General features: G+C 65.1%; 21 protein-coding genes. 20 read left to right on the top strand and 1 reads right to left on the bottom strand.

Going from position 1 to position 21,878, the window contains the following annotated elements; all coding sequences use genetic code 11:
- Positions 1 to 20 precede the first annotated feature (20 nt).
- The gene (rpoS, locus tag AB3347_RS16270) at positions 21 to 1,037 is read left to right on the top strand and encodes an RNA polymerase sigma factor RpoS (protein WP_369092834.1); all 1,017 of its coding nucleotides are present in this window, start codon (positions 21 to 23) and stop codon (positions 1,035 to 1,037) included.
- Between the two features lie 131 nt (positions 1,038 to 1,168).
- Positions 1,169 to 2,557 carry a 23S rRNA (uracil(1939)-C(5))-methyltransferase RlmD gene (rlmD, locus tag AB3347_RS16265; RefSeq protein ID WP_369092833.1) on the top strand — a complete coding sequence of 463 codons (1,389 nt, stop codon included), beginning with the start codon at positions 1,169 to 1,171 and terminating at the stop codon, positions 2,555 to 2,557.
- A 109-nt stretch (positions 2,558 to 2,666) separates the two neighbouring features.
- Here rlmD and AB3347_RS16260 read toward each other — a convergent pair whose 3' ends face one another.
- Positions 2,667 to 3,362, bottom strand: coding sequence for a Bax inhibitor-1/YccA family protein (locus AB3347_RS16260; protein WP_369092832.1), 696 nt, complete (start codon positions 3,360 to 3,362; stop codon positions 2,667 to 2,669).
- 232 nt (positions 3,363 to 3,594) lie between these two features.
- Between AB3347_RS16260 and ndk the strand changes: the two genes are divergently transcribed.
- The 18 genes from ndk to AB3347_RS16170 all read left to right on the top strand — a co-directional run bounded on the left by ndk (position 3,595) and on the right by AB3347_RS16170 (position 21,817).
- Positions 3,595 to 4,020: a nucleoside-diphosphate kinase gene (ndk, locus tag AB3347_RS16255; protein ID WP_224942622.1), complete on the top strand. Its 426-nt coding sequence runs from the start codon at positions 3,595 to 3,597 to the stop codon at positions 4,018 to 4,020.
- A 127-nt stretch (positions 4,021 to 4,147) separates the two neighbouring features.
- The gene (rlmN, locus tag AB3347_RS16250; protein ID WP_369092831.1) at positions 4,148 to 5,317 is read left to right on the top strand and encodes a 23S rRNA (adenine(2503)-C(2))-methyltransferase RlmN; all 1,170 of its coding nucleotides are present in this window, start codon (positions 4,148 to 4,150) and stop codon (positions 5,315 to 5,317) included.
- Positions 5,317 to 6,117: a type IV pilus biogenesis/stability protein PilW gene (gene pilW / locus AB3347_RS16245; RefSeq protein WP_369092830.1), complete on the top strand. Its 801-nt coding sequence runs from the start codon at positions 5,317 to 5,319 to the stop codon at positions 6,115 to 6,117. The genes rlmN and pilW overlap by 1 nt, the downstream gene beginning before the upstream one ends.
- Positions 6,118 to 6,140: 23 nt before the next feature.
- Positions 6,141 to 7,142: a helix-turn-helix domain-containing protein gene (locus tag AB3347_RS16240; protein ID WP_369092829.1), complete on the top strand. Its 1,002-nt coding sequence runs from the start codon at positions 6,141 to 6,143 to the stop codon at positions 7,140 to 7,142.
- 3 nt (positions 7,143 to 7,145) lie between these two features.
- The gene (gene ispG, locus AB3347_RS16235) at positions 7,146 to 8,441 is read left to right on the top strand and encodes a flavodoxin-dependent (E)-4-hydroxy-3-methylbut-2-enyl-diphosphate synthase (protein WP_369092828.1); all 1,296 of its coding nucleotides are present in this window, start codon (positions 7,146 to 7,148) and stop codon (positions 8,439 to 8,441) included.
- A gap of 53 nt (positions 8,442 to 8,494) precedes the next feature.
- The gene (gene hisS, locus AB3347_RS16230; RefSeq protein WP_369092827.1) at positions 8,495 to 9,865 is read left to right on the top strand and encodes a histidine--tRNA ligase; all 1,371 of its coding nucleotides are present in this window, start codon (positions 8,495 to 8,497) and stop codon (positions 9,863 to 9,865) included.
- Positions 9,866 to 9,929: 64 nt separating this feature from the next.
- Complete coding sequence (locus AB3347_RS16225; protein ID WP_369092826.1) at positions 9,930 to 10,604, top strand: YfgM family protein; 675 nt, start codon at positions 9,930 to 9,932, stop codon at positions 10,602 to 10,604.
- Between the two features lie 97 nt (positions 10,605 to 10,701).
- Positions 10,702 to 11,862, top strand: coding sequence for an outer membrane protein assembly factor BamB (gene bamB / locus AB3347_RS16220; RefSeq protein WP_369092825.1), 1,161 nt, complete (start codon positions 10,702 to 10,704; stop codon positions 11,860 to 11,862).
- Positions 11,863 to 11,871: 9 nt separating this feature from the next.
- Positions 11,872 to 13,215, top strand: a complete 1,344-nt coding sequence (gene der / locus AB3347_RS16215) for a ribosome biogenesis GTPase Der (RefSeq protein WP_369092824.1) — start codon at positions 11,872 to 11,874, stop codon at positions 13,213 to 13,215.
- Between the two features lie 154 nt (positions 13,216 to 13,369).
- A complete protein-coding gene (gene hfq, locus AB3347_RS16210; protein ID WP_026354376.1) occupies positions 13,370 to 13,606 on the top strand; it encodes an RNA chaperone Hfq in 237 nt (78 codons plus the stop codon).
- Between the two features lie 32 nt (positions 13,607 to 13,638).
- Positions 13,639 to 14,868, top strand: coding sequence for a GTPase HflX (gene hflX, locus AB3347_RS16205; protein WP_369092865.1), 1,230 nt, complete (start codon positions 13,639 to 13,641; stop codon positions 14,866 to 14,868).
- Positions 14,869 to 14,871: 3 nt separating this feature from the next.
- Complete coding sequence (hflK, locus tag AB3347_RS16200; RefSeq protein ID WP_369092823.1) at positions 14,872 to 16,155, top strand: FtsH protease activity modulator HflK; 1,284 nt, start codon at positions 14,872 to 14,874, stop codon at positions 16,153 to 16,155.
- Positions 16,155 to 17,027, top strand: coding sequence for a protease modulator HflC (gene hflC, locus AB3347_RS16195; protein ID WP_369092822.1), 873 nt, complete (start codon positions 16,155 to 16,157; stop codon positions 17,025 to 17,027). The genes hflK and hflC overlap by 1 nt, the downstream gene beginning before the upstream one ends.
- A gap of 283 nt (positions 17,028 to 17,310) precedes the next feature.
- On the top strand, positions 17,311 to 18,465 hold the full coding sequence (locus AB3347_RS16190; RefSeq protein ID WP_369092821.1) for an ATP phosphoribosyltransferase regulatory subunit: 1,155 nt from the start codon (positions 17,311 to 17,313) through the stop codon (positions 18,463 to 18,465).
- Between the two features lie 3 nt (positions 18,466 to 18,468).
- Entirely contained in the window at positions 18,469 to 19,785 is a 1,317-nt protein-coding gene (locus AB3347_RS16185; RefSeq protein ID WP_369092820.1) for an adenylosuccinate synthase, read from the top strand.
- 21 nt (positions 19,786 to 19,806) lie between these two features.
- Entirely contained in the window at positions 19,807 to 20,346 is a 540-nt protein-coding gene (locus AB3347_RS16180) for a phosphoribosyltransferase (protein ID WP_369092819.1), read from the top strand.
- A gap of 306 nt (positions 20,347 to 20,652) precedes the next feature.
- Entirely contained in the window at positions 20,653 to 21,120 is a 468-nt protein-coding gene (locus tag AB3347_RS16175; RefSeq protein ID WP_369092818.1) for an Lrp/AsnC family transcriptional regulator, read from the top strand.
- A gap of 100 nt (positions 21,121 to 21,220) precedes the next feature.
- On the top strand, positions 21,221 to 21,817 hold the full coding sequence (locus AB3347_RS16170) for a MarC family protein (RefSeq protein ID WP_369092817.1): 597 nt from the start codon (positions 21,221 to 21,223) through the stop codon (positions 21,815 to 21,817).
- Positions 21,818 to 21,878 lie beyond the last annotated feature (61 nt).

The raw sequence follows: 21,878 nt of genomic DNA, 5'->3' as shown, positions 1-21,878 counted from the left end.
GTCGCACACGTGGGAAAGGTATGACGCAGCCGCCGCACTCGCTGGACCAGGACGAGTCAGACGAGTTTCCGGACGAACCGGAACCGGAGGGCGCGCTTGCGGCCGACGGCGCGCGGGTGCTGGCCGGCGGTCCCGACCTCGACCCGGTGGCCGAGGTCGTCGACACGGTGGACGAGCTGCGCAAGGTCTTGCAGGCCGAGCTCGCCACCGACACCACCCAGCACTATCTCAACCAGATCGGCACCCGGCCGCTCCTGAGCGCCACCGAAGAAGCCCAGGTCGCCACCCTGGCCAAGGCCGGCGACTTCCTGGCGCGCCAGAAGATGATCGAGCACAACCTGCGCCTGGTCGTCTCGATCGCCAAGCATTACATCAACCGCGGCGTGGTGCTACTCGACCTGATCGAAGAAGGCAACATCGGCCTGATGCGCGCGATCGACAAGTTCGAGCCCGAGCGCGGTTTCCGTTTCTCCACCTATGCGACCTGGTGGATCCGCCAGAGCATCGAGCGCGCCATCATGAACCAGGCGCGCACGGTGCGCCTCCCAGTACATATGGTAAGAGAGCTGAACGGGGTGCTGCGCGCCAAGTACCACCTCGAGGCGCAGAAGCACGACGGCAAGGAAGCCTCCTGCGCAGACATCGCCAGCCTGGTGGGACGGCCGGTGGAAGAAGTGCAGGACATCCTGGCGCTGTCGGAACACGCGGCCTCGCTCGACGCCCCGCTCGACAACGATCCCACCTCCAGCCTGATGGACATGCTGCCCGACGACGGCGAGGCCAGCCCCGACGCGCGCGCCGAGCAGCACGAAATGACGGCCCTGGTGCGCGACTGGCTGGGGCGCCTGCCCGACAAGCAGCGCCAGGTGGTCACGCGGCGCTTCGGGCTCGACAACGACGACCCGGCCACGCTCGAGACCCTGGCCGAAGAGATGGGCGTGACGCGCGAGCGGGTGCGGCAGATCCAGCAAGAGGCGCTGGTCAAGCTCAAGCGGGCGATGGCGGCGCGTGGGGTGGTGCGCGATTCGCTGCTGTAAGCCGGAAAGCCCCCGTAGCGCCCACCCCATTTCCTTGCTATCATGCCCGCCGGGCCGCATGCGCCCATTTTTTATTTGCGAACTCCCCGCACAGTTTGTCCTGTGCCCACTCCCTCTTTCTTTTGACCACCATGCAAGAAATTTTCATCGACATCAAATCCCTGGATGCGGACGCGCGCGGCGTCGGCCACCTCGAGAATGAAGACGGCACCCCGGGCAAGGTGATCTTCGTCGAAGGCGCGCTGCCGGGCGAGCGCGTCAGTTTCGAAACCCTGCGCAAGAAGAAGAACTGGGAGTCGGGACGCATGGTCACCCTGCAGCGCGCCTCGTCGATGCGCGTGGAGCCGAAGTGCAAGCATTTCGGCTACTGCGGCGGCTGCTCGATGCAGCACCTGGAACCATCGGCCCAGGTCGCGATGAAGCAGCGCGTCCTCGAAGACAACCTCTGGCACCTGGGCAAGGTCAAGGCCGAGAACATCATGCGCCCGCTGTACGGCCCGACCTGGGACTACCGCTTCCGCGCGCGCCTGTCGGTGCGCCACGTGGCCAAGAAGGGCGGGGTGCTGGTCGGCTTCCACGAGCGCGCCTCGTCCTACGTGGCCGACATCACCTATTGCGAGATCCTGCCGGACCACGTCGCCCAGCTGATCGTGCCGCTGCGCGAATTCGTCGGCCAGCTGTCGATCTTTAACCAGATGCCGCAGATCGAAGTCGCGATCGGTGAAGAAGTCACGGTGCTGGTGCTGCGCATCATGGCGCCGCTCAGCCCGGCCGACGAGGCGCTGGCCAAGGCCTTCGCCGACAAGTGGAACATCCAGTGGTGGCTGCAGCTGAAGGGCCCGGACACCGCCTACCCGTACTACCCGCTGGGCAAGGAGCTGTACTACACGCTGCCGGAATTCGGCATCCGCATGCCCTTCAAGCCGACCGACTTCACCCAGGTGAACCACCAGATCAACCGCGTGCTGGTGTCCAAGGCGCTGCGCCTGCTGGACGCGCAGCCGGGCGAGCGCGTGGCCGACCTGTTCTGCGGCCTGGGCAACTTCACGCTGCCGCTGGCGACCCAGGCGCGCGAAGTGGTCGGCATCGAAGGCAGCACCGCGCTGACCACCCGCGCGCTGGAGAATGCGCAGGCCAACGGCTTGGCGGCCAAGACCTCGTTCTCGACCCGCAACCTGTTCGAGGTGACCAAGGACGACCTGGTCGCGCTCGGCCGTTTCGAACGCATGCTGGTCGACCCGCCGCGCGACGGCGCCATGGCGCTGTCGCTGGCCCTGGCCGACCTGCGCGAGACGCATGAAGAACTGATGCCGCAGCGGATCGTCTACGTGTCCTGCAGCCCGTCGACGCTGGCGCGCGACGCCGGCATCCTGGTCCACAAGGCCGGCTATGTGCTGAAGAAGGCAGGGGTGTGCAACATGTTCCCGCATACCTCGCACGTGGAGTCGATTGCAGTGTTCGAGCTGGGCGAGAAGCCGGCTGCGCCGGCCGCCTTCGAAGTGCCGGCCGACGTGGCCTGACCCCGGCTCGACCCCGGCTCTTGCAAGTCCGCAGCCTCCCTTTGGTGCAAGCGTACGGACGAAAAAAAGCCGACCCGCAGGTCGGCTTTTTCATTTCGGCAAGAAACGATCAGTCGTCGCCGCCGGCGATGCCCAGCAGTTGCAGCAGGCTGGTAAAGATGTTGTACACGTCCAGGTAGATCGACAGGGTGGCGGTGATGTAGTTGGTTTCGCCGCCGTTGACGATGCGCTGCACGTCGAACAGGATGAAGGCCGAGAAGATGCCGATCGCCAGCAGCGAGATCACGATCGTCAGGGCCGACATCTGCAGGAAGATGTTGGCGACCGCGGCCAGGATCAGCACGATCACGCCGGCCATCAGCCAGCTGCCCATGCCCGAGAAGTCGCGCTTGGTGGTGGTGGCGATGCTGGCCATCACGGCGAACACGCAGGCGGTGCCGCCGAACGCGGTCATGATCAGGGTGCCGCCGTTCGAGTAGCCCAGGGTGTGCTGCAGCAGCGGGGTCAGCATCAGGCCCATGATGAAGGTGAAGGCCAGCAGCAGGCCCAGGCCCACGGCCGAGTCCTTGAACTTCTGGATGGCGAAGATGAAGCCGAATGCGACCAGCATGAAGGCGATGAGGCCGAGGCCGCCGATGCTCGCCATCAGGTTGAGCGATACGCCGATGTAGGCGCCCAGCACGGTCGGGATCATCGACAGCGCGAGCAGCCAGTAGGTGTTGCGCAGTACCTTGTTGCGCGTGACCTCGCCGCGACCGGCTTTGGTCAGGTCGATCGTACTGCGGGGTTGCGAATTAGGGATCATGTTGCCTCCGGTTGGTGGATGAGCGTCACTGAAAACATACAGGGCCAGGCTTAAGCAGCGATGAAAACAGGACGGTTTTGCCCCGCAACTCTACCACTTGGCTTGCCAGTGCCGCAATATCTGCTATATGAGGGATGTATGGTAAAATTAAAGGTTGATTGAGTTCATAAAAACAGTTGCTGACTCTGGCAACGCTCTTGATCCAAACCTTTCATTTTATTGGAGTTTTAGCATGGCAATCGAACGCACCCTGTCGATCATCAAACCGGACGCAGTTGCAAAAAACGTGATCGGCCAAATCTATAGCCGCTTCGAAGGCGCTGGCCTGAAGATCGTCGCAGCACGCATGACCCAGCTGTCGCAAGCCGAAGCCGAAGGCTTCTACGCCGTGCACGCAGCCCGTCCGTTCTTCAAGGACCTGGTCAACTTCATGATCTCGGGTCCGGTCATGATCCAGGTGCTCGAAGGCGAAGGCGCGATCCTGAAGAACCGCGACCTGATGGGCGCAACCGATCCGAAGAAAGCCGACGCCGGCACCATCCGCGCCGACTTCGCCGACTCGATCGACGCCAACGCCGTCCACGGTTCGGACGCCGCTGAAACCGCTGCCGTGGAAATCGCTTACTTCTTCCCGGCACTGAACGTCTACTCGCGTTAATTGGTATGGGGGGAGCGCAGTCCGGGGCGCGCCCCGGTTGATTTCCCCCCGGACTAATTTAAAGAGTAAGCCACCCGCCCGCGGCCCAGGGCCGGCGCGGGTGGTTTCAGGAATAAAGGATTTAGCCATGACGACTCTCACCAATCTGCTGGACTTCGATCCCGCGCAACTTGTTGCGTACTGCGCCGAGCTGGGTGAGAAACCGTTCCGGGCCAAGCAGCTGCAGCGCTGGATCCACCAGTTCGGCGCGTCGAACTTCGACGACATGACCGACCTGGCCAAGTCGCTGCGCGAAAAACTCAAGACCCGCGCCGAGATCCGTGCGCCGGGCATCATCAGCGACCATACCTCGCTTGATGGCACCCGCAAGTGGCTGGTCGACGTCGGCAATGGCAACGCCGTGGAAACCGTGTTCATTCCGGAAGAAAACCGCGGCACGCTGTGCATTTCCACCCAGGCCGGCTGCGCCGTCAACTGCCGCTTCTGCTCGACCGGCAAGCAGGGCTTCAACCGCAACCTCACCGTGGCCGAGATCATCGGCCAGCTGTGGATGGCCGAGTTCGAGCTGCGCCGTACCAAGGGCATCGAGCCGGGCCCGAAGGGCGAGCGCCAGATCACCAACGTGGTCATGATGGGCATGGGCGAGCCGCTGCTCAACTACGAGCCGACCGTCACCGCGCTCAAGCTGATGCTCGACGATAACGCCTACGGCCTGTCGCGCCGCCGCGTGACCCTGTCGACCTCGGGCGTGGTCCCGAACATCGACAAGCTGTCGCAGGATGTGCCGGTGGCCCTGGCCGTGTCGCTGCACGCGTCGAACGACGCCCTGCGCGACATCCTGGTGCCGCTGAATAAAAAATACCCGCTGCGCGAGCTGCTGGCCGCCTGCAAGCGCTATCTCGAATTCGCGCCGCGCGACTTCATCACCTTCGAATACTGCATGCTCGACGGCTTCAACGACAGCGACGAGCACGCCCGCGAACTGATCGCCCTGGTGAACGACCCGGTGGTGGGCGTGAACTGCAAATTCAACCTGATCCCGTTCAACCCGTTCCCGGAATCGGGCCTGACCCGTTCGAAGAACCCGCGCATCAAGGCCTTCGCCCAGGTGCTGATGGACGCCGGCATCGTCACCACCGTGCGCAAGACGCGCGGCGACGACATCGACGCCGCCTGCGGCCAGCTGGCCGGCGAGGTGCAGGACCGCACCCGCGTGGCCCAGCGCATGGAGAAGATGGCCGAGTACCAGAAGAAGTTCGGCGCCGACTTCGGACGCATCGTGGAGATCCCGTCCTGATGGGAAGCAAAGCCGGCCGTGTCGCGTTCGTGCAGCTGGCGGCGGCCTGTGCCCTGCTGGCGGGCTGCGCCGCCAATGGCAGCGGCGAACTGAAGACCGCGTCCGACCAGACGGCGGCGGAGAAACGCTCCGCCATCCGCATGCAGCTGGCGGTCGGCTACTACCAGAACGGCCAGTACGAAACCGCCCTCGACGAGGTCAAGCAGGCGATCGCGGCGGAGCCCGGCAATGCCGAGGCCTACGGCCTGCGCGCCCTGATCTACACCGCGATGGGCCAGTTGCCGCTGGCCGACGAGAACTACCAGACCGCCTTGCGCCTGAAGCCGGGCAACCCCGACCTGTCGAACAACTACGGCTCCTTCCTGTGCCAGTCGCTGAACAAGCCGGCCCAGGCCATGCCTTACTTCGACACGGCGCTGCGCCATCCCGCCTACCAGACGCCGGTGAGCGCGCTGGTGAATGCCGGCGTGTGCAGCATCCGCAGCCGCAATTTCCAGGCCGCCGAGCGCTATCTGCTGGAGGCCATCCGCTACAACCCCGACCTGCAGGCCACGAATGCCGGCCTGGCGCGGATCTATTACGAGCGGCGCGACTACCAGCGCGCCGGTTTTTTCATTAAGCGCCTGATCGAGACTTCGAAACTCGACACGCTGTCGGCCGACGCACTCTGGCTGGCGCTGCGCGTGCAGCGCAAGCTGGGCGACCGGACCCACGAGGCCAGCCTGGCAGCCCAGCTGCGGCGGCGCTTCCCGGGGTCGCCGGAATACGTGGCCTTCGAGCGCGGCGCATTCGATGAGTGAAAACTCAAAGTGAGACGAGGACAATGAACGAGCATGCAGACCAGCCGGCGACGCCGGGCAACGACGCGGGCAATCCCGGCAAGACCCTGCAGTCCCAGCGCGAAGCGATGGGCTGGAGCGTGGAGCAGGTGGCCGACCAGATCAAGCTGGCGCCGCGCCAGGTGGTCGCGCTGGAAGCCGGCGACTACGCCTCGCTTCCGAGCCCCGCGGTGACGCGCGGCTTCGTGCGCGCCTACGCCAAGCTCTTGAGAATCGACGCCACCCCGCTGGTGGCCGCGATTCCGATGAACATGCCGCCGGAAGCCCAGGCCGGCGCGAGCGCATCGATCCCGCGCCGCGAACAGCGTCCGACCTCGTTCTCGCAAAGCCGCTTCCCGATCGGCGGCAAGCGTAACAAGGTGCCGGCCGGTGCGATCGCGGGCGTGATCGCCGTGATCGCGGCCGGTGCGGCCCTGTGGCACTTCGGCCTGATCCCGGGCAGCAAGCCGCCGGCGACCGAGAGCGAAGTGCTGGAGTCGCCGGTGGCCACCCCGCATGTGGCCGCGCCGGCCGCCCACGACGCGCTGCAGAACCCGTCGGTGCCGCTGATCTCGGTGCCGTCGCCGGCAAGCGAGGGCACTGCTGCCCCGGGCGCCGGCGCGCCGGCTACCGCTACCGCGCCCGCTACCGCGCCGGCGACGCCCGCGGCAACCACGCCCGCCGCTCCCGCAGCGACCACGTCCGCGCCCGCCACCACCCTGGCGGCGCCGGTCACGGCGGCGCCGCTGGCTGCGGCGCCCGCAGCGGCAGGCGGCAATGCGCTGGTGCTGAGCGTGCGGGAGGACGCCTGGATCGGCGTGGTGGTCGGCGGCAAGCGCGTGCTCTGGCGCGAGGTCAAGGCCGGCTCGACCGAAACGGTCGACGTCACCGGACCGGTCACGCTCACCGTCGGCAATCCGGGCGCCGTGACGGCGACCCTGCGCGGCGCCGCCGTCAGCCTGGAGCAGGCGCCTGGCAAGAAATTCGCGCAAGTGTCTTTGAAGTAAAGAATGGAACAGAACATGATCGTGAACGAAGCCTGCATGGGTGAACCGATTCCGTCCGGCCCGCTGGCGCGCCGCGCCAGCCGCAAGGTGCTGGTGGCGCATGGCGAGCGCAAGGTCTGGGTCGGCGGCGACGCGCCGGTCGTGGTGCAGTCGATGACCAACACCGACACGGCCGACGTGATCGGCACCGCGATCCAGGTCAAGGAACTGGCGCGCGCCGGTTCCGAGATCGTCCGCATCACCGTCAACACGCCGGAAGCGGCGGCCGCGGTGCCGGCGATCCGCGAGCAGCTCGACCGCATGGAGATCGACACCCCGCTGGTGGGCGACTTCCACTACAACGGCCACCTGCTGCTGCGCGACTATCCGGAATGCGCGCAAGCGCTGTCGAAGTACCGCATCAACCCGGGCAACGTGGGGCAGGGCGCCAAGCGCGACACCCAGTTCGCCCAGATGATCGAGATCGCCGCCAAATACGACAAGCCGGTGCGCATCGGCGTCAACTGGGGCAGCCTGGACCAGTCGCTGCTGGCGCGCATCATGGACGAGAACGCGTCGCGCGCGACGCCGTGGTCGGCCCAGGCGGTGATGTACGAAGCCCTGATCACCTCGGCGATCGAGAACGCCGTGCGCGCCGAAGAAGTCGGCCTGGCGCGCGACAAGATCATCCTGTCGTGCAAGGTGTCGGGCGTGCAGGACCTGATCGCGGTCTACCGCGAACTGGCGCGCCGCTGCGACTACCCGCTGCACCTGGGCCTGACCGAGGCCGGCATGGGCAGCAAGGGCATCGTCGCCTCGACCGCCGCGCTGTCGGTGCTGCTGCAGGAAGGCATCGGCGACACCATCCGCATCTCGCTGACCCCGGAACCGGGCGGCGACCGCAGCAAGGAAGTCGTGGTCGGCCAGGAGATCCTGCAGACCATGGGCCTGCGCAAGTTCACCCCGATGGTGATCGCCTGCCCGGGCTGCGGCCGCACCACCTCCACCGTGTTCCAGGAACTGGCGGACAACATCCAGACCTTCCTGCGCGAGCAGATGCCGGAGTGGAAGAAGACCTACCCGGGCGTGGAAGCGATGAACGTGGCCGTGATGGGCTGCATCGTCAACGGCCCGGGCGAATCGAAGCACGCGAACATCGGCATCAGCCTGCCGGGCACCGGCGAATCGCCGGCCGCGCCGGTGTTCGTCGACGGCCAGAAGTTCGCCACCCTGCGCGGCGAGCGCATCGTGGAGGAGTTCAAGACCATCGTGCTGAACTACGTACAAAAAAATTACAGCCGCGAGGCAGTGGCAGAATAAACCCGCAGGGTGGGCGGCGTCGCCGCCCACCCTGCGAAAAGCGAGCTAACAACATGTCCAAACCAGAAAAAATCGTCGCCGTCAAAGGCATGAACGACATCCTCCCGCAAGATGCACCGATGTGGGAGCTGTTCGAGAACACCGCCGAGACCATCCTGAAGAGCTACGGCTACCAGAAGATCGTCACCCCGATCGTCGAGGATACCTCGCTGTTCGCGCGCGCCATCGGCGCCGTCACCGACATCGTCGAGAAGGAGATGTACTCCTTCGAGGACTCGATGAACGGCGACCAGCTGACCCTGCGCCCGGAAGGCACCGCCGGCGTGGTGCGCGCCGTGCTGGAACATAACCTCGTGTACGACGGCCCCAAGCGCCTGTGGTACAAGGGTCCGATGTTCCGCCACGAGCGTCCGCAGCGCGGCCGCTACCGCCAGTTCTTCCAGTTCGGCGCCGAAGCCGTCGGCTTCTCGGGCCCGGACATCGACGCCGAACTGATCATGCTGTGCCGCCGCCTGTGGGACGACCTGGGCCTGCAGAACGTGCGCCTCGAGCTGAACTCGATCGGCAACGCCGACGAACGCCTGCGCCACCGCGCCGACCTGATCGCCTACCTGGAAAAGCACGAGGACATCCTCGATGCCGAAGCCAAGCGCCGCCTGCACAGCAACCCGCTGCGCATCCTGGACACCAAGAATCCGGCCATGCAGGACATGGTCAACGGCGCGCCCAAGCTGCTCGACTACCTGGGTGAGGAGTCGCTGGCGCACCTGAACGGCCTGAAGAAAATCCTGGACCGCAACGCGGTGCAGTACACCATCAACCCGCGCCTGGTGCGCGGCCTCGATTACTACAACCGCACCGTGTTCGAGTGGGTCACCGACGAACTGGGCTCGCAGGGCACCATCTGCGCCGGCGGCCGTTACGATCCGCTGATCGAGCAGTTCGGCGGCAAGGCCACCCCGGCGGTCGGTTTCGCGATGGGCATCGAGCGCATCATCGAACTGATGAAGGGCCTGGGCGACAGCGCCGCGCCGGCGCAGTGCGACGTCTACATGGTCCACCAGGGCGAGGAAGCGCAGTCGCAGGCCTTCATCCTGTCCGAGCGACTTCGGGATGCCGGCCTGGATGTTGTGTTACATTGCGCAACGCCGGCAGGCGCGGGCAGCTTCAAGAGCCAGATGAAGAAGGCCGACGGCAGCGGCGCCGCCTTCGCTGTGATCATCGGCGAGGACGAGATCGCGTCGAACCAGGCGGTCGTCAAGGCGATGCGCGCAGACGTCGACAAGGCGGCTGGCGAGCAGCAGCAGTCGAAGGTCGCGTTCGAGAACGTGGTCGACTACGTGGTCGACCAGATCGTCGGCGGCGGCGAACACGACTGCGACGACGAGAACTGCAACGAGCACGGGCATCACCACCGTCCGTAAGCCGGACACAGCAGCAGGCATGACAGTACCGATCCACCACCACTAGAACAAGACAGAGCAGACAATGGCATACGACCTCGAAGAACAGGAACAGATAGCGAACTTCAAGGCCTTCTGGGCCCGTTTCGGCAACCTCATCATGGGCGTGCTGATCGTCGCGCTGCTTGCCTACGCCGGTTACAACTTCTGGAATTCGCACAAGCGCACCCAGGCCGTCGAGGCCTCGGCGCTGTACGACGAGCTGCAGACCGCCCTGGCCGCCAGCGACAACGCCAAGGCCCAGCGCGTGGCCGGCGACATCCAGAAGAAGTACGACGGTACCGTGTACGCGCAGATGGCCGCGCTGGGCGCCGCCAAGACCGCCTTCGAAGCGAATGACCTGAAGACCGCCAAGACCCAGCTGCAATGGGTGGTGGACCACGGCAACGACGAGTACAAGGCCGTCGCCAAGCTGCGCCTGGCGGGCGTGCTGCTGGACGAAAAGTCCTACGACGCCGCGCTCAAGCTGCTGAACGAGACCTACCCGGCGCCGTTCTCGGCCGAGGTGGCGGACCGCAAGGGCGACGTGCTGGTGGCGCAGAACAAGCTTGCCGAAGCGCGCCAGGCCTATGTCGCCGCGCTGGCGGCGATGCACAAGGATAACCCGGGCCGCCAGCTGGTCCAGGTCAAGCTCGAAGCCATCGGCGGCACCGTGCCGGCGGAAGCGAAAGACGCGAAAGCGCCGGCCGCTGCTGCGTAAGCTTAAGATTGACAGGCCCGCGCCCGCCGTGACGGTGGGCGCGGGCTTTGCGCCCTATATAAGCCCAGAAACAAGCCCAGAAACAAGGTTAAAGAATATGCGTATTAGCAGCAAACTTGTTGGTGTTGGTGTATTGGCCCTGATGACGGGCTGCTCGAGCCTCCCCTCGCTCAGCTCGCTCAATCCCTTCTCGAAGCCGAAGACCGAGCAGCCTGCGGCGCTGGTGGAACTGAAGGGCACGATGGCCGTGCGTACCGCATGGAAGCTCGACATCGGCAAGGCCGGATCGACCAGCTTCTCGCCGGCGCTGGCCGGCAATACCGTGGTGGTGGCCGGCGGCGACGGCGACATCGCCCGCGTCGACGCGGCCAGCGGCAAGCAGCTGTGGCGCACCAAGGCCGGCACCGAACTGTCGGCCGGCGTCGGCACCGACGGCAACCTGATCGTGGTCGGCGGCGCCAAAGGCACCGTGCTGGCCTTCGACATGGACGGCAACAAGCTGTGGACCTCGCAGCTGTCGAGCGAGATCCTGTCCGCGCCGGTGGTGGGACAGGGCATTGTGGTTGCGCGCAGCCTCGACAACCGCATCGTCGGCCTGGACGCCAAGACCGGCGAGAAGAAATGGACCGTGCAGCGTACCTCGCCGGCCCTGACCCTGCGCACCTCCCCGGGCATGCTGATCAACGGCAGCGACGTCATCATCGCCCAGCCGGCCGGCCGCCTGTCCTCCTTCATCCTGGCCACCGGCGCGCCGCGCTGGGACCTGGAAGTGGGCGTGGCGCGCGGCGCCACCGAACTCGAGCGCGTCACCGACATCGGCGGCGCCCCGGTGCTGTTCGAGGGCGAGGTCTGCGCCGTCTCCTACCAGGGCCGGGTCGGCTGCTTCGACGCCGCCAACGGCTCGGTCAAGTGGACCCGCGACCTGTCGTCCGAGGTCGGCGTCGCCGTCGACCAGCGCTTCGTGTTCGCGCCGGACGACAAGGGCGCGCTGTTCGCGTTCAACCGCGACACCGGCTCGAACGCCTGGAAAAACGACAAACTGGCCTTCCGCCGCCTGTCGACCCCGGTTTCCTACGGCCGCGCCGTGGCCGTGGGCGACTACCAGGGCATCGTGCATTTCCTGTCGCGCGAGGACGGTTCGTTCCTCGCGCGCGCCGCCACCGACGGTAGCGCCGTCATCGGCACCCCGCTGGTGGCTGGATCGCACCTGATTTTTCAAACACAAAATGGAACTGTGGCCGCCATTGCGGTCGAATAGAATAACTACATGAAGCCGGTAATTGCACTCGTTGGTCGCCCGAACGTCGGGAAGTCGACCTTATTCAACCGCCTGACCCGCTCGCGGGACGCGCTGGTGGCCGATCTCCCTGGCCTGACCCGCGACCGCCACTATGGCGAAGGCCGGATCGGCGAACGTCCGTTCCTGGTCATCGACACCGGCGGTTTCGAACCGGTGGCCAAAGAGGGCATCATGCACGAAATGGCGCTGCAGACGCGCCAGGCGGTGGCGGAAGCCGACGTCGTCGTGTTCATTGTCGATGGTCGCCAGGGCATGACCCCGCACGACAAGACCATCACCGATTACCTGCGCAAGACGGGCCGCAAGGTCATGCTGGTGGTCAACAAGTCCGAGGGCATGAAGTACACCTCGGTCACCGCCGACTTCTACGAACTCGGCATGGGCGACCCCTACGTGATCTCGGCCGCCCACGGCGACGGCGTGCACGACCTGGTCAACGAGGCACTCGACTTCGCGTTCGCCAACCGTCCCGACGAGGAAGACGAGCCCGAGCATCCCGACCACGGCATCAAGATCGCCATCGTCGGCCGCCCGAACGTCGGCAAGTCGACCCTGATCAACACCCTGGTCGGCGAACAGCGCGTCATCGCCTTCGACATGCCGGGCACCACCCGCGACTCGATCGAAGTGCCGTTCGAGCGCGAAGGCAAGAAGTACACCCTGATCGACACGGCCGGTATCCGCCGCCGCGGCAAGATCTTCGAAGCCATCGAGAAGTTCTCGGTGATCAAGACGATGCAGTCGATCTCGGACGCCAACGTGATCATCCTGCTGCTCGACGCCCAGCAAGACATTTCCGAGCAGGACGCCCACATCGCCGGCTTCATCCTGGAATCGGGCAGGGCGCTGGTGGTGGCCGTCAACAAGTGGGACGGCCTGCAGTCGGACCAGCGCGACCAGGTCAAGATGGACCTCGACCGCAAGCTGGACTTCCTGTCCTTCGCCAAGACCCACTTCATCTCGGCCCTGAAGGGCACCGGCATCAGCCAGCTGATGAAGTCGGTGGATGCGGCCTATGCCGCCGCCACGGCCAACCTGTCGACCCCGCGCCTGACCCGCGCGCTGCAGGAAGCGATCGAGAAGCAGGAACCCAAGCGCAAGGGCAGCACCCGTCCCAAGATGCGCTACGCCCACCAGGGCGGCCAGAATCCGCCGGTCATCGTCATCCACGGCAATGCCCTGGAAGCCGTCAGCGAGCCGTACAAGCGCTACCTCGAAAGGCACTTCCGCGACACCTTCAACCTGGTCGGCACGCCGGTCCGGCTGGAAATGCGTACCGGGAAGAACCCATTTGCCAAGGAGCAGAAATAGCCGTAGCAGTACGACAAAAAGTGGCAAAACAGGTTACAGTAGCTCAGGGCTTTCATTCGCCGCAGCGGAATGTAGCCCAGGCACTTGAAATTTGGCAAATAGCCACAATCTCGCATCTACACTCACTGAACTACAACAACATTACGGAGCTGTTATGAGCAACAAAGGGCAACTGTTACAAGACCCATTCCTGAACGCTTTGCGCAAGGAGCACGTCCCCGTCTCCATCTACCTGGTCAACGGCATCAAACTGCAAGGCCACATCGAATCCTTCGACCAGTACGTCGTCCTGCTTCGTAATACCGTGACCCAGATGGTCTACAAGCATGCCATTTCCACCGTCGTTCCGGCTCGCGCCGTCAACCTTAATCTCGACTCCGAAGCCGAGTAAGGCCGATGGCTGACGCCCCCGGCAACAACACCATGCGCGCAGCGCTGGTCGGCATCGATTTTGGTGCTGGCGATTTCGCCGCCAGCCTCGAAGAGCTGTCCCTGCTTGCGCGCTCCGCCGGCGCCGACCCGATCACCACGATCACGGCCAAGCGCAGCAGTCCCGATCCCGCCCATTTCGTCGGCAGCGGCAAGGCCGACGAAATCAAGGTGGCCTGCAAGGCCGAGGGCATCGATCTCGTCATCTTCAACCACGCCCTGTCGCCTGCCCAGCAGCGCAACCTCGAGCGCCGCCTCGAAGTGCGCGTGATCGACCGTACCAGCCTGATCCTCGACATCTTCGCCCAGCGCGCCCAGAGCCACGAGGGCAAGCTGCAGGTCGAACTGGCCCAGTTGCAGCACCTGGCCACGCGCCTGATCCGCGGCTGGACCCACCTGGAACGTCAAAAGGGCGGTATCGGCCTGCGCGGTCCCGGCGAAACCCAGCTCGAGACCGACCGCCGCCTGATCGGCGAGCGCGTCAAGCAGTTGCGCATCCGCCTGACCAAGCTGCGCAAGCAGCACGAAACCCAGCGTCGCCAGCGCGGACGCAACCAGACCTTCTCGGTGTCGCTGGTCGGCTATACCAATGCCGGCAAGTCGACCCTGTTCAATACCCTGACCAAGGCCGGGGTGTATGTGGCGAACCAGCTGTTCGCAACGCTCGACACCACCAGCCGCCGCCTCTACCTCGGCGACGAGGTCGGCAGTGTCGTCATTTCCGATACCGTCGGCTTCGTGCGCGAACTGCCGCACCAGCTGGTGGCGGCCTTCCGCGCCACGCTCGAGGAAACCATCCACGCCGACCTGCTGCTGCACGTGGTCGACGGCAATTCGCCGGTGCGCATGGAGCAGATCGAGCAGGTCAACGAGGTGCTGCGCGAGATCGGCGCCGATCACGTACCCCAGATCCTGGTCTGGAACAAGATCGACGCGGCCGGGCTGGAGCCCGGGATCGAGCGTGATGAGTATGATAAGATCAGCCGCGTTTTCATCAGCGCCCACAGCGGGGCCGGGCTGGACCTGCTGCGCGAGGCCATCGTCGAGGCGGCGATGGCGGCGCGCCGCGAAACGCAGTTCGGCGCACAGGCGGCGGGCCTGGACGACGATATGCAGGAACAGGGTGAGGAGCCCTTTTCCGGGGAAGAACCGGCGGTGGGCGGCTCCCTGGCTAGTCCTGCAGACAACAATATGACAACCTCCACCCATCTCGGGCCACACTAGCCTATGCTCGTTTCCTTACTAAAACGTTGCGGCATCAAACTGTCGCTGAACGATCCACGCTGGGGCCACAAACCCCAGGGTGACCACAAGGCCCAGGAGGGCCGGCGGCCGGGCGAAGGCCCGCCCGATCTCGACCAACTCTGGCGCGACTTCAATGCCCGCCTGAACCGCCTGTTCGGCGGCCGCAACAACGGCGGCGACGGCGGCAACGGCCCGTCCGGCCGCGGCGACATGCGCGGCGCCAGCGTCACCGCGGGCGTGGTGGCGGTCATCGTCGGCCTGATCTGGCTGGCGAGCGGCGCCTTCATCGTGCAGGAAGGCCAGGTCGGCGTCGTCACCACCTTCGGCAAGCTCAGCCACAAGACCGGCGCCGGCTTCAACTGGCGCTGGCCGTACCCGATCCAGTCGCACGAGACCGTCAACGTCTCGCAGATCCGCACCGCCGAGATCGGTTACCGCGCCAACGTGCGCAACAAGCAGCCGCAAGAGTCGCTGATGCTGACCGACGACGAGAACATCATCGACATCCAGTTCGCGGTGCAGTACACGCTGAAAGACCCGGTCCAGTGGCTGTTCAACAACCGCGACCAGGACGACAGCGTGCGCCAGATCGCCGAGACCGCGATCCGCGAAGTGGTCGGCCGCAGCAAGATGGACTTCGTGCTGTACGAAGGCCGCGAGAAGGTCGCCGTCGACGTGCACCAGATGATGCAGCAGATCGTCGACCGCTACGCGCTCGGCGCCCTGATCACCAACGTCACCATGCAGGCGGTGCAGCCGCCGGAGCAGGTGCAGGAAGCCTTCAACGACGCCGTCAAGGCCGGCCAGGACCGTGCGCGCGCCAAGAACGAGGGCGAGGCCTACGCGAACCAGGTGATCCCGCAGGCGCGCGGCCAGGCCTTCCGCCTGATGCAGGACGCCGAAGCCTACCGCTCGATGGTGGTGGAAAACGCGACCGGTAACGCCTCGCGCTTCGACCAGGTGGTGTCGGCATATGCGAAGGCCCCGGCCGTCACGCGCGACCGCATGTACATCGACACCATGCAGCAGATCTTCTCCAGCACCAGCAAGGTGATGGTGGATTCGCGCGCCGGCAATCCGATGATCTACCTGCCGCTGGACAAGCTGATCGGCCAGAACGCCGGCCACGAGGCCGTCGGCAACAAATCGGGTCCGGTCCAGGTGCCGCAATCGGCGCCGCAGTCGGACGTCATGCAAGCCATGGATTCGGTGCGCCAGCGCGACAGCCGCAGCCGCGATTCCTCACGTGATCGGGAGAGCCGTTAATGAACCGCCTCGTAACTTTATTTGTGGCGGGGTTCATTGCCCTGATGCTGTTGTCGTCGACCGTGTTCGTGGTCGACCAGCGCCGCTTCGCCATCGTGTTCGCCCTCGGCCAGGTGCGCGACGTGATCACCGAGCCGGGCCTGCACTTCAAGCTGCCGCCGCCGTTCCAGAATGTGATCTACCTGGACAAGCGCATCCTGACGCTCGACACGCCCGACGCCGACCGTTTCATCACCGCCGAAAAGAAGAACATCCTGGTGGATGCCTTCATGAAGTGGCGTATCACCGATCCGCGCCTGTACTACGTCAGCTTCAACGGCGACGAAAGCCGCGCGCGCGACCGCCTGTCGCAGATCATCAAGGCGGCCCTGAACGACGAGATCACCAAGCGCACCGTGCGCGAAGTGATTTCGGGCGAGCGCGGCGCCGTGATGAACGCGGTGAAGGACAAGGTCGTGGCCGAGGCCAAGGAGATCGGCGTCGGCGTGGTGGACGTGCGCCTCAAGCGCGTCGACTACATCGAGCAGATCAACGACTCCGTGTACGAGCGCATGAAGGCCGAGCGCGTGCGCGTGGCCAATGAACTGCGTTCGACCGGCGCCGCCGAGTCCGAGCAGATCCGCGCCGACGCCGACCGCCAGCGCACCGTGATCATCGCCGAAGCCTTCCGCGAGGCCGAGAAGATCAAGGGTGACGGCGACGCCAAGGCATCGGTGATCTATGCCGAGTCCTTCGGCAAGAATCCGGAATTCGCCAAGTTCTACCGTTCGCTGGAAGCCTACCGCGCGACCTTCAAGAACCGTGGCGACGTGATGGTGGTGGATCCGAATTCGGAGTTCTTCAAGTACTTCAAACAACCGGGTTCGAAGTAATTCGTAGGGTGGGCGGCTCTGCCGCCCACGCGTTCAAACAGTACATGAGCTGCTTGACCGCGTGGGCAGGGGACCTGCCCACCCTACGTTTACGCGGACATTTCTAGTATAGACAAGCGTTGCAACATGGCACTCTGACAAGCCTTCCAGCCTCGCGACCCAACATCCCCCGCCTACGCCTTATTATTTTCGGGTAAAATTGCCGATTCGGCGCTCGCACCGTGCGCCGGCACGTCCGTGCGCTTGATACCGCTCTTGAAAACAACCCGTTAGCTGTCTGCCCATGCCAAATTGGCTATTGCCTGAAAATATTGCCGATGTCTTGCCGTCCGAAGCGCGCAAGATCGAGGATCTGCGCCGCAAGATGCTCGATACCTTCCGCCTGTACGGCTACGAACTGGTGATGCCGCCGCTGCTCGAATACGTCGAGTCGCTGCTGGCGGGAGCAGGGCAGGACACCGAACTGCGCACCTTCAAGGTGGTCGACCAGCTGTCCGGCCGCCTGCTCGGCCTGCGCGCCGACATGACCACCCAGGTGGCGCGCATCGACGCCCACCTGCTCAACCGCGAATCGATCACCCGCCTGTGCTACGCCGGCAGCGTGCTGCATACCCGTCCGTCGGGCCTGCACGCCACCCGCGAGCCGATCCAGATCGGCGCCGAGATCTACGGTCACGCCGGCCTGGAAGCCGATGCCGAGATCCAGGAGCTGGCGCTGGGTGTGCTGGCGCTGGCCGGCTTCGACAACGTGCGCCTCGACCTGTGCCACGTCGGCATCTTGCGCGCCCTGCTGGCCGAGGATCCGGCCGCGCGCCGCGACGAAGCCCAGCTCATCGGCCTGCTGCGCGCCAAGGATGCGCCCGGCCTGGACGAGTTTACGCAACATTACGCGCCGAGCACCCGCAAGGCCCTGCTGGCGCTGCCGCATCTGTACGGCGACGTCGAGGTGCTGGCGCGCGCCAAGGAAGAACTGCCGGCGCTGCCGGGCGTCACCCGTGCGCTGGCCGAACTGGCCGCGCTGGCGGCTGGCGCCATTGGTCGCGCCGACGTAGCGATCGACCTGGCCGACCTGCGCGGCTACCAGTACGAGAGCGGCGCCATGTTCGCGCTCTACGTGCCGGGCCTGCCGAACGCGGTGGCGCGCGGCGGACGCTACGACCATGTGGGCGAGGCTTTCGGACGCGCGCGTCCGGCGACCGGCTTCTCGCTCGACCTGCGCGAACTGGCGCGGCTGCTGCCGACTGCCGAGCGCAAGCACTCCATCCGCGCACCCTGGGGCAATGCGCCGGAGTTGAAGGAAAAAATCGCTGACCTGCGCAAGGCAGGCGAAGTCGTGATCCAGTCCATGCCGGGTCACGACAATGTTCAGGACGAGTTCGAGTGCGACCGCGTGCTCGTCCTCGAAAACGGAAATTGGATTCTCAAAAACTTAGGTTAAGTGATGTCAAATACTAACGTGGCAAAGAACGTCGTTGTCATCGGCACCCAGTGGGGCGATGAAGGTAAAGGCAAGATCGTCGACTGGCTGACCGACCATGCGGCCGGCGTCGTCCGTTTCCAGGGCGGCCATAACGCGGGCCACACCCTGGTGATCAAGGGCCAGAAGACCGCGCTGCAGCTGATCCCTTCGGGCATCATGCGCGAAGGCGTGGCCTGCTACATCGGCAACGGCGTGGTCGTGTCGGTCCCGGACGTGATGCGCGAGATCGACAAGCTGCAAGCCGCCGGCGTCGAAGTCGCGTCGCGCCTGAAGATCTCGGAAGCCTGCCCGGTCATCCTGCCTTACCACGTCGCCATCGACAAGGCGCGCGAAGCCAAGCGCGGCGAGAACAAGATCGGCACCACCGGCAAGGGCATCGGCCCGGCCTACGAAGACAAGGTGGCGCGCCGCGCGATCCGCATCGCCGACATGCTCAACGAAGAGCGCTTTGCCGAGAAGCTCAAGGAAAACCTCGAGTACCACAACTTCGTGCTGGTGAACTACCTGGGCGGCGAAGCGATCGACTTCCAGCAGACCTTCGACGACGCGATGGCCCTGGTCCCGCGCCTGCGCCCGATGGTCGGCGACGTCTCGTCCGCGCTGTATGCCGCGCACAAGGCCGGCGGCAGCCTGCTGTTCGAAGGCGCGCAAGGCTCGCTGCTCGACGTCGACCACGGCACCTATCCGTTCGTCACCTCGTCGAACTGCGTGGCGGGTAACGCCGCCGCCGGCGCCGGCGTCGGCCCGGGCATGCTGCACTACATCATGGGCATCACCAAGGCCTACACCACCCGCGTCGGTTCGGGCCCGTTCCCGGCCGAACTGCCGACCGACGCAGGCGTCGGCGAGCACCTGTCGCGCGTGGGCCACGAGTTCGGCACCGTGACCGGCCGCGCCCGCCGCTGCGGCTGGTTCGACGCCGCGCTGCTGCGCCGCTCGGTGCAGATCAACGGCGTGACCGGCATGTGCCTGACCAAGCTGGACGTGCTGGACGGCCTGGAATCGCTCAAGCTGTGCACCGGCTACAAGATCGACGGCCGCGAGGTCGACATCTTCCCGGTCGGCGCCGAAGAAGCCGCGCTGTGCCAGCCGGTCTACGAAGAGATGCCGGGCTGGACCGAGTCGACCGTCGGCGCCAAGTCGATGGACGAACTGCCGGCCAACGCGCGCGCCTACATCAAGCGCATCGAAGAACTGGTCGGCATCCCGATCGACATGGTGTCGACCGGCCCGGATCGCGAAGAAACCATCGTGCTGCGTCATCCGTTCGCAGCCTAATAACAATAGGAAAAGTTTGAAATGAACACCCCTGCATCGACCGACAAGGACCTCTGGGTTTCGTGGGACGAGTACAACCGCCTGGTCGAGCGCCTCGCGCTGCAAGTGTATGAATCGAACTGGAAGTTCGACATGGTGCTGTGCCTGGCGCGCGGCGGCGTGCGTCCGGGCGACGTGATCTCGCGCATCTTCGACGTGCCGCTGGCGATCCTGTCGACCAGCTCCTACCGCGAAGAAGCCGGCACCAAGCAGGGCAACCTGGATATCGCCAAGTACATGACGATGACCAAGGGCCCGCTGCAGGGCAAGATCCTGCTGGTCGACGACCTGGCGGACTCCGGCGTGACCCTGCAACGCGTGCGCGAGCACCTGCAGACCAACTACCCGGACGTCAGCGAAGTGCGTTCGGCGGTCATCTGGGTCAAGGGCACGTCGAGCTTCACGCCGGACTACCACCTGGAAGACCTGCCGCACAATCCGTGGATCCACCAGCCCTTCGAGGACTACGACGGCCTGCGTCCGCACCAGCTGTCGGCGTGGATGAAGAAGTTCGAGAAGTAATCCGGAATCCCTCGCCGCCCTTGCGGCGTGGGAAGACAAAACGGGCAGGAGAGGCGCAAGCCTTTCCTGCCCGTTTTGCTTGTCGATCCGGCCGCTCTCGTGAAGCGGCGCCCGCGGCGCGCGATGCAGCTCCGTTCGTGGCGGAGGTTCGGGGCGGCGCGGCAAGTGCTCGATAGAGTCCCATCATCGTACGCCCGCCCCCCGGAAAGGTGCTTTTGTAGTTTCCTCGTTTTGCGAAGATGGAAGAAGAATCTCCTGCGCTATGATATAAACATGGAATATTCTTCAAAAGCATAGGGGATTTGCATGAAAGACGGCCAGCTCGACGACATCGACCGGAAGATCCTGCGCATCCTGCGCAGCGACGGCCGCACCAGTAACCAGAAGCTGGCCGACAGCGTGCACCTGTCGCCCACGCCCTGCTGGAACCGGGTCCGGGCGCTCGAAGAGGCCGGCTTCATCGAGGGCTATGCCGCGATCCTGTCGCAGCGCGCGCTGGGCCTGCCGGACACCGTCATCATCGAGGTCACCCTCGAGCGCCACGACGAAGACATGCTGGAACGCTTCGGCGAAGCGCTGGCGCAACTGCCCGAGGTAATGGAAGCCAGCCTGCTCACCGGCGACTACGACTACCTGATCAAGGTCGCGGTGGCCGGCACCGAGGGCTACGAGCGCTTCCTGCGCCAGCGCCTGTACAAGATTCCCGGCATCCGCCACAGCCGCTCGACCTTCGTGCTGCGCACGCTGAAGCGGACCCATTCGGTAGAGCCTTGATCGCCGTGCCCGATACAAAGGCGCCATTTCTCCAACGTATTACTCTGTTAAGATGCGTGACGGCCATGCGCGCATCATTCACAATAACAAGCAGAACTCGATGACCCAAAGCTTCTTCCAGACCTTCATCCTCCTGATCCTCGTCACTGACCCGTTCGGCAACGTTCCCCTGTTCGCGGCGGCCCTGAAGGACGTGCCGGTGCAGCGCCGCGGCCGCATTGTGGTGCGCGAGTGCGCGATCGCCTTCCTGCTGCTGCTGGTGTTCATGTTCTTCGGCCAGCACTTCCTGGAGGCCCTGCACCTGTCGCCGGTCGCGCTGCGCATCGGCGGCGCGGTGATCCTCTTGATCATCGCGATCCGCATGATCTTCCCGCATCCGGACGGCGTGCTCGGCCGCAGCGAAGGCGGCGAGCCCTTCATCGTGCCGCTGGCAATTCCCGCGCTGGCCGGCCCCTCGGCGCTGGCCACGGTGCTGCTGTTCAGCTCGGGCAGCCTGGCCGAAACCATGGTCCACGTGGCCGCGCTGGCCGCCGTCGGCGTGGTCTGGCTGGCGGTGTTCCTGAGCGCCGAGCGCCTGCAGCAGAAGCTGGGGCCGCAGGTGATGACCGCCTTCGAGCGCCTGATGGGCTTGATTCTGACGGCCATGTCGGTCGAGATGCTGCTGGGCGGCATCCGCGAATTCGTGAAGACCCTGTGATGGCAGGCGTGCGGGGGCAAGCTGCATCTTTCTGGCACACTTCGTCTGATAAGATCAGCGC

Origin of the sequence: Massilia sp. X63, from assembly GCF_041023745.1 — a bacterium.
In the GTDB taxonomy this organism is placed as follows: Bacteria; Pseudomonadota; Gammaproteobacteria; order Burkholderiales; family Burkholderiaceae_D; genus Telluria.
This window is presented reverse-complemented; position numbering and strand designations above follow the sequence as displayed.

Excerpts from the sequence above, each read along its gene's own strand:
- rpoS (WP_369092834.1), top strand. The coding sequence starts at position 21 with ATGACGCAGCCGCCGCACTCGCTGGACCAGGACGAGTCAGACGAGTTT.
- rlmD (WP_369092833.1), top strand. The coding sequence starts at position 1,169 with ATGCAAGAAATTTTCATCGACATCAAATCCCTGGATGCGGACGCGCGC.
- AB3347_RS16260 (WP_369092832.1), bottom strand. The coding sequence starts at position 3,362 with ATGATCCCTAATTCGCAACCCCGCAGTACGATCGACCTGACCAAAGCC.
- ndk (WP_224942622.1), top strand. The coding sequence starts at position 3,595 with ATGGCAATCGAACGCACCCTGTCGATCATCAAACCGGACGCAGTTGCA.
- rlmN (WP_369092831.1), top strand. The coding sequence starts at position 4,148 with ATGACGACTCTCACCAATCTGCTGGACTTCGATCCCGCGCAACTTGTT.
- pilW (WP_369092830.1), top strand. The coding sequence starts at position 5,317 with ATGGGAAGCAAAGCCGGCCGTGTCGCGTTCGTGCAGCTGGCGGCGGCC.
- AB3347_RS16240 (WP_369092829.1), top strand. The coding sequence starts at position 6,141 with ATGAACGAGCATGCAGACCAGCCGGCGACGCCGGGCAACGACGCGGGC.
- ispG (WP_369092828.1), top strand. The coding sequence starts at position 7,146 with ATGGAACAGAACATGATCGTGAACGAAGCCTGCATGGGTGAACCGATT.
- hisS (WP_369092827.1), top strand. The coding sequence starts at position 8,495 with ATGTCCAAACCAGAAAAAATCGTCGCCGTCAAAGGCATGAACGACATC.
- AB3347_RS16225 (WP_369092826.1), top strand. The coding sequence starts at position 9,930 with ATGGCATACGACCTCGAAGAACAGGAACAGATAGCGAACTTCAAGGCC.
- bamB (WP_369092825.1), top strand. The coding sequence starts at position 10,702 with ATGCGTATTAGCAGCAAACTTGTTGGTGTTGGTGTATTGGCCCTGATG.
- der (WP_369092824.1), top strand. The coding sequence starts at position 11,872 with ATGAAGCCGGTAATTGCACTCGTTGGTCGCCCGAACGTCGGGAAGTCG.
- hfq (WP_026354376.1), top strand. The coding sequence starts at position 13,370 with ATGAGCAACAAAGGGCAACTGTTACAAGACCCATTCCTGAACGCTTTG.
- hflX (WP_369092865.1), top strand. The coding sequence starts at position 13,639 with ATGCGCGCAGCGCTGGTCGGCATCGATTTTGGTGCTGGCGATTTCGCC.
- hflK (WP_369092823.1), top strand. The coding sequence starts at position 14,872 with ATGCTCGTTTCCTTACTAAAACGTTGCGGCATCAAACTGTCGCTGAAC.
- hflC (WP_369092822.1), top strand. The coding sequence starts at position 16,155 with ATGAACCGCCTCGTAACTTTATTTGTGGCGGGGTTCATTGCCCTGATG.
- AB3347_RS16190 (WP_369092821.1), top strand. The coding sequence starts at position 17,311 with ATGCCAAATTGGCTATTGCCTGAAAATATTGCCGATGTCTTGCCGTCC.
- AB3347_RS16185 (WP_369092820.1), top strand. The coding sequence starts at position 18,469 with ATGTCAAATACTAACGTGGCAAAGAACGTCGTTGTCATCGGCACCCAG.
- AB3347_RS16180 (WP_369092819.1), top strand. The coding sequence starts at position 19,807 with ATGAACACCCCTGCATCGACCGACAAGGACCTCTGGGTTTCGTGGGAC.
- AB3347_RS16175 (WP_369092818.1), top strand. The coding sequence starts at position 20,653 with ATGAAAGACGGCCAGCTCGACGACATCGACCGGAAGATCCTGCGCATC.
- AB3347_RS16170 (WP_369092817.1), top strand. The coding sequence starts at position 21,221 with ATGACCCAAAGCTTCTTCCAGACCTTCATCCTCCTGATCCTCGTCACT.